Source organism: Paenibacillus sp. 01T422 (assembly GCF_056398785.1).
The window spans coordinates 1-6886 of record NZ_JBFTQB010000278.1 but is presented as its reverse complement, the minus strand read 5'-3'; the positions used below and the strand labels follow the sequence as shown (position 1 = coordinate 6886).

Annotated in this window: 2 protein-coding genes; both read left to right on the top strand. The window is 48.5% G+C overall.

What is annotated here, in order from left to right; genetic code table 11:
• Positions 1-194 precede the first annotated feature (194 nt).
• A complete protein-coding gene (locus tag AC1DUA_RS16825; protein ID WP_477500861.1) occupies positions 195-5354 on the top strand; it encodes a discoidin domain-containing protein in 5160 nt (1719 codons plus the stop codon).
• A gap of 83 nt (positions 5355-5437) precedes the next feature.
• A partial coding sequence (locus AC1DUA_RS16820; protein WP_477500860.1) for a family 20 glycosylhydrolase occupies positions 5438-6886 on the top strand: 1449 nt, incomplete at its 3' end.

Sequence of the window (6886 nt, the reverse complement as noted above, 5' to 3'; positions counted from 1 at the left end):
CCGGTAGCCATTGCAGTTATGCAGGGTGAAATGCAGTATAGAACGGAATGGGGACCACTCTTCGCTGCCCTGATTATATCTATGGGTCCGACGATTGTGTTTTATAGTATTTTCCAAAAACAAATTACAGGAGGGATAACAGCTGGTGCATTAAAAGGGTAAAATGGTTGATTTTGAAGAGGAGAGTGTAAGAGGTGAAGACGCTTAAACATGCTTTTGGTTTTGTTTTTTGCCTGGTGTTCGTCTTAGCGATCCTATGCTTAGGCGGGACAACGACACATGCGGCAGCGGTTGGCGACATCACGAATTTCGAGAAAACGGATGCGAAGACATTTACAATTACATCTGGCACCGATAAGGTGAAAGTTATTTTTAATCGCGACGATATGGTGCGGATCTGGCTTGGCGTAGGCGGTAATTTTCAAACGCTGGCTGGTAAAAGCTCCCCGACGCCTAAAGAGCCGATTGTCGTGAAGGAGGATTTCGGTCCGGTAGCTGTGGATTGGTCAGATGAGGGCAGCTACTACAAAATGGTAACGGGCAAGTTCGTTTTACGTGCTTACAAAAGCCCGTTCAAATTCGCGATGTACAAGAGCGACAACGCAACGGTCGTATGGCAAGAGGAGTCACCATTGAATTATAGCTCTTCCTCGACAACTCAGAAGCTCGTTAGAGGAGCCGACGAATACTACTACGGCGGAGGGATGCAAAATGGATTTTTCTCTCACCGTGACAAAACGATTAAGATTTCCAAAAACTTTGGCGACTGGGGCAGCGGTACGGTCTCCAATCCATCTCCGTTCTATCTGAGCACGGCTGGATATGGCGTACTGCGGAACACGTTCCAAGACGGTACATACGATTTCGGCAGTCCTGCACAATTGACACATAATGAGAATCGTTTTGACGCGTATTACTTTTACGGCGATACGATGAAAGATATTCTGAACGGCTATACAGATTTGACAGGCAAGCCTTCGCTAATTCCCAGATGGGGGATGAGCATGGGGGATGCGGATTGTTATAACACAAGCAACACCGGCGCTAACAAGCCGAATAAGCTGACGACGCCGGATGTTCTGAAAGTAGCGCAAGGCTTCCGGGATAATGATATGCCTGGCGGATGGCTGCTGCCGAATGATGGCTACGGCTGTGGTTATGTACAGCTGCCAAGTACCGTGGCACAGCTCCATGATTTGGGCTTTTACACTGGATTATGGACGCAGAACGGTCTTGCGAATATTGCAACGGAAGTAGGCGTGGCTGGGACTCGTCTGAATAAGCTGGATGTCGCTTGGGTTGGACCAGGCTACGACTTCGCCCTCGATGCAACTAAACAAGCGCATGATGGGGTTGAAAACAACTCAAACGATCGCGGATTCGTATGGTCTGTCGGCGGTTGGGCCGGAACGCAGCGCTACTCAACGGTTTGGTCGGGAGACCAATCTGGGAACTGGGAATATATCCGATTCCATATCCCTTCGATGATTGGCGCCGGTCTGTCAGGCATGACATACGCTACTGGTGACGTGGATGGGATCTTCGGTGGCAGCGCCCAGACGTATGTGCGCGATTTACAATGGAAAGCGTTTACACCGATTCTTATGAGCATGTCCGGTTGGGCATCCGTAGATAAGCAACCATGGCGATATGGTGAGCCTTATACAAGTTATAACCGGGATATTTTGAAGCTGAGACAGCGTTTGACGCCATATTTCTATACCTATTTGAATGAAGCTTACGAGTCGGGAGCACCGTTCACCAGAGGGATGGTTTACGAATTCCCGAACGACCCGAATACGAAGAACACATTAACACAGTACCAATTCATGTCCGGACAGTCCTTGCTCGTTGCTCCGGTTTACAAAGATACGTCAGTAAGAAACGGCATCTACTTGCCGAAAGGCAAATGGATCGACTACTGGACGGGTACAGAGCATTACGGCTCCAAAATGCTGGACGAATACAGCGCTCCGCTTAGCCGTGTACCGCTTCTCGTCAAAGCGGGCGCTATTATTCCGATGTATCCGGAAACGCTTTATGACGGTCAAGTGCCGCCAAATCCGATTACGTATGATATCTATCCTTACCAAACATCCTCCTTCACGATGTACGAGGACGATGGAGTGTCTAGAGAGCACCGCAGCGGCAAATTTGCGAAAACATTAATTACCTCTATGGCTCCAGAGACCGGAACAGGTGACTTGAAGATTCAAGTAGGAGCAAGCGTTGGCGATTACAATGGCAAGCTGGCAGCGCGTACGAACCAATTCCAAATTCATATGCATGCGAAACCGGCAAGTGTTGCGGTTGGCGGCTCCGTTTATACGGAGTATGCAAGCAAAACAGAACTGGCGGCAGCGGCAAGCGGCTGGTACTTTGATAGCGCGGATAAAAGCGGAATCGTCTACGTGAAAACGCCGGATATGCCGTCTGACCAAGGCTTCGAAGTGAAAGTAGCCGGTTTCGAGGCGGATACAACGCCATTGACGGATGCTGCAGTTATCACACTGCCAGAACCAGATAACGACCCAACGAAAATTGTACAGGGAGACATTGTTGCAACGGCTACAAGCACCGATGCTACTTCTCCGTTAGCGAATGCGCTCGACGGAAGCACGGAGACCGTCTGGAGTACGAAGTTGGATGGCAGTGCACCTCTGCCGCAGTCAATTACGCTGAATTTGGGCACGAAGTTTTCCGTGAACAAACTGAAATATTTGCCAAGACAATATTTAGGTACGGACGGCATTATTACAGCTTACAACATCTACGTGAGCACAGATGGAACTAATTTTACCAAGGTTACCAGTGGCACGTGGGCAGCAGATAAGCAGGAAAAAACAGTGACGTTCCCTACCGCAGAAGCGCAGTATGTGAAACTGGAAGCAACAGCTGGTGTGAATGGCTTTGCGGCTGCGGCTGAACTGAACGTGTACCGTGACGGTTCGGTGCCAACGCCTCTGGCAATTCCGAAAAATCAAATGACAGCTACGGCATTCAGCGCGCAACCGGGCAGCGAAGCTTCCAAAGCGATCGACGGGGATCCGAACTCTGTCTGGCACACGAAATGGGACGGTTCAGACAAATTGCCGCAATCGATTATTATTAATCTCGGCAAAGTTCGCAATATTAGCCAATTCCGTTATGCACCGCGTACAGACGCCGGGAATGGTACGATTCAGACTTATAATTTGTATGTTAGTACCGACGGCACGAACTATACGCAAATCAGTACAGGTACCTGGACCCGCAACAATATTAAAAAGTATGTCCAGTTTACACCTGTTGACGCTCGCTATGTGAAGCTGGAGGCGGTAGTGGCAGTCGGCAATTTCGCATCTGCTTCCGAAATCGATGTATACGAAACGCCTCAAGCGCCTCCTGTCTTGGGCGATATTTTGAAAGGCAAACCGGCATCCGCAGATAGCGTGGATCCATCATTCCCTGCGTCTTATGCCRACGATGGAGATTCAGCTACCATGTGGTCGGCAAATGATACAAATGTGGGTCATGTTTGGTCCGCCGATTTGGGTAAAATGCATGCGATTCAAGGATTAGAGATTTCATTTGGGCAGAGCGATAAAGTGTACAAATACAAGCTGGAAGTCCGCGAAGCGGGCAGCAGCAACTGGATTCAAGTGTTAAACCGCATGAATAATACKGAAGCTGCTCCAGTACTCAAAGATACTTTCGGCAGTCAAGGACGTTATGTCAGAATCACGATTACGGGACTTCCTGATGCCAATACGAAGGCCAGCATTGCGGACGTGAAGCTGATCGGCTTGCCGATTGTCGGAACAGCCCCAGTTACGGGCGTAACGATCGATCGTTCGGCGTTAACGATGAACGTGCTCGATGCGCCGGTTGCTTTGGAGGCTACTGTCATGCCGCTGAATGCAGCAAACACCTCCGTTGTTTGGAGCACAAGTAATCCTGCTATTGCGATGGTGAACGAGAACGGCGTCGTATCTCCGAAGGGTGCAGGAACGGCTACCATTACGGCAACTACGGCGGACGGCGGCTTTAAAGCTGCGGTTGATGTCACGGTAACGGGACAGACCGGTTTGGTGAAAATCCCGCAAACGCAAATGACGGCGACGGCTGCAAGCTTCCAGGCTGGTAACGAGCCAGGCTTGGCCATTGACGGAGATCCGAGCACTTGGTGGCACATCAAATGGTTCAATGTTGATCCACTGCCACAATCAATCGTTTTGAATTTAGGAGGAACGTACAAAATCAGCAAGCTGGAATACACGCCTCGTCAAGATGCCGGTAACGGCACAATAACTGGCTACAATGTATACGTCAGCCAAGACGGTGAGCAGTATACGAAAGTAGCGAGCGGAGCGTGGCAGCAAAACAACGTGATAAAAGAAGTGAATTTTGCTCCGGTACATGCTGCTTTCATTAAGCTCGAAGCGACAGCTGGTGCAGGCAACTTTGCTTCCGCATCTGAGTTGAACGTGTATAAGTTGGATGTAGCGACTACCTTGCAAACCATCGTCTTTGACGCAGCAAGCTATGAACTGCAACAAGGGCAGTCCACACCTGTAAAGGTAACTGCACAGTATTCGGACGGAACGAATCAGGATGTGACAACTGCATCCATGTTTGAGATCGCGAATCCACTGTTTGCCACGGTTGTGAACGGTACAATCAAGGGTGTTTCCCAAGGTGAAACCGTTGTTACGGCAACGTACGGAGGAAAGCAAACGACTGCAGCGGTTGTGGTGAAAGTGGTTGCGCCACAAAGCCCGTTTACAACATTAACAGGAAGCTCCAGCGTTGAAAGCGGACAGCCGATAACGATTACTTATGGGCTGAACAGCGTACTACAACAGGTTTATGCTGAAGACATTACGCTAAGCTATGATCCGAACGTAATGGCATTTGTGTCAGCGGATTCACTGCTTCCGAACCTCACCATTGTGACGACGGTGAACGATGTGCCAGGCAAACTTCGCCTGATTGCCGCCAGCCAAGGGGCTGGGCACGCTATAACAGGAAATGCTCAGCTGTTCAAACTGACATTTAACTCGAAAGCGCTGACTGTGGCTACGACTTCCACAATTGAAGTAACGGATACCACGCTGGGGAATGAGCAAGGAAACGAGTTCAAAGCGTTAAATTCCTCCCTAAGCGTTCAAGTTACACCGGTTCCTGTTGGCACTCCTGGCGACTTGAACCATGATGGAAAAGTATCGATTGGCGATTTGGGCATGGTGGCAGCTAATTACGGTAAAAACTCCTCAAGTCCAGATTGGGCGAGCATTAAACACTTAGATTTCAACAATGACGGGCAAATTGAGATTGCAGATCTGGCCTTCATTGCTTCGAAAATTATGGAATAAGGCAGAGAAAAGAGACCCTTAGACGATTCGTTCAAGGGTCTCCTCTGATTTATGGCTCAAAAAATATGCAAAGAGGTGTAAAAATGAGAAAGAAAGTAAGTACGGTTTGTCTGCTTGCTTTACTCGTGTTCTCGCTGCCGCTCCAACCCGCTCAAGCAGCCGCTACGGAGCCTAACCAGAAGCCAATCGTGATCCCTAGCTTGCAAGAGTGGACGGGGGATACAGGGACATTTACAATGGGCGATCATGCAAGGATTGTCATTCCGCCAGCCAGTTCTCTACAAAGCACGGCTGCTGTATTTCAAGAAGATTTGAAGGAAATCACGGGTCGCAATGTTTCCATTGTGCAATCGAATTCGCCAGCCAAGGGGGATTTCTTCCTAACGTTGAACGAGCAAAACGACGATGCGATAGGAACGGAAGGTTACTATTTTGAAGTTGGCGATACGGTTAATATACACGCCAATACGACTACCGGTGTATTCTACGGCACAAGATCAGCACTTCAAATCTTGCAGCAGGATACGGCGAAGTCGAGCATTGTCAAAGGCATCGCGAAAGATTATCCCAAATACAAAGAGCGCGGTTTCATGCTCGATGTAGGGCGCAAGTTTTTTACAATGGATTTTTTGAAGGATTATGTGAAGTTCATGTCCTGGTACAAAATGAACGATTTTCAAATACATTTGAACGATAATGAAATTTTTAAAGACAACAGCAGAACGCATTGGGATAAATATTCGGCTTTCCGTCTGGAAAGCACCAAATATCCGGAACTGACAGCGAAGGACGGCCATTATACGAAACAGGAATTCCGAGAGCTGCAGGATCTAGCCAAGGACAGAGGGATGACGATTACTCCCGAGCTCGATACGCCCAGCCATGCACTTTCCTTCACCAAAGTTAGACCTGATTTGGTCAAAGACACGCTTCCTGTTGACCATCTGGATATTACACGTCCGGAGGCGGTTGAATTTGTCAAAGACGTGTGGAGCGAATATTTGGACGGAAATTGGTTTGATGCCAAAGAAATTCACTTTGGAGGAGATGAATTTGATCGGAACGATAAAACAACTGTGGAGGCGTACCGCCAGTATTTAAACGAGATCAATGCTTTTTTCAAAAGCAAAGGCAAAACGGCAAGAATGTGGGGCAGTTTGACATTCTTCCCGGGTACAACACCTGTGGACAAAGATATTACATTAAATGGCTGGAACAACGGCTGGCAGAATCCGATTGATGCAATCAACGAAGGCCGTAAAATCATTAACACGACGGACGGTTTGCTCTATATCGTGCCAAAAGCGGGTTATTACTACGATTATTTGAACACGAAGTGGCTGTATGAAAACTGGGAGCCTACTTATTTCAGCGGTTCCATACAAGTAAATGCCAACAATCCCAACTTGCTTGGCGGCATGTTCGCAGTATGGAACGATATGCTTGGCAAAAAAGTGAGCGCAATGGATGTGCACGATCGCGTAAAAGATGCGCTACCAACAATGGCCGAGAAAATGTGGAGAGGCCAGTCC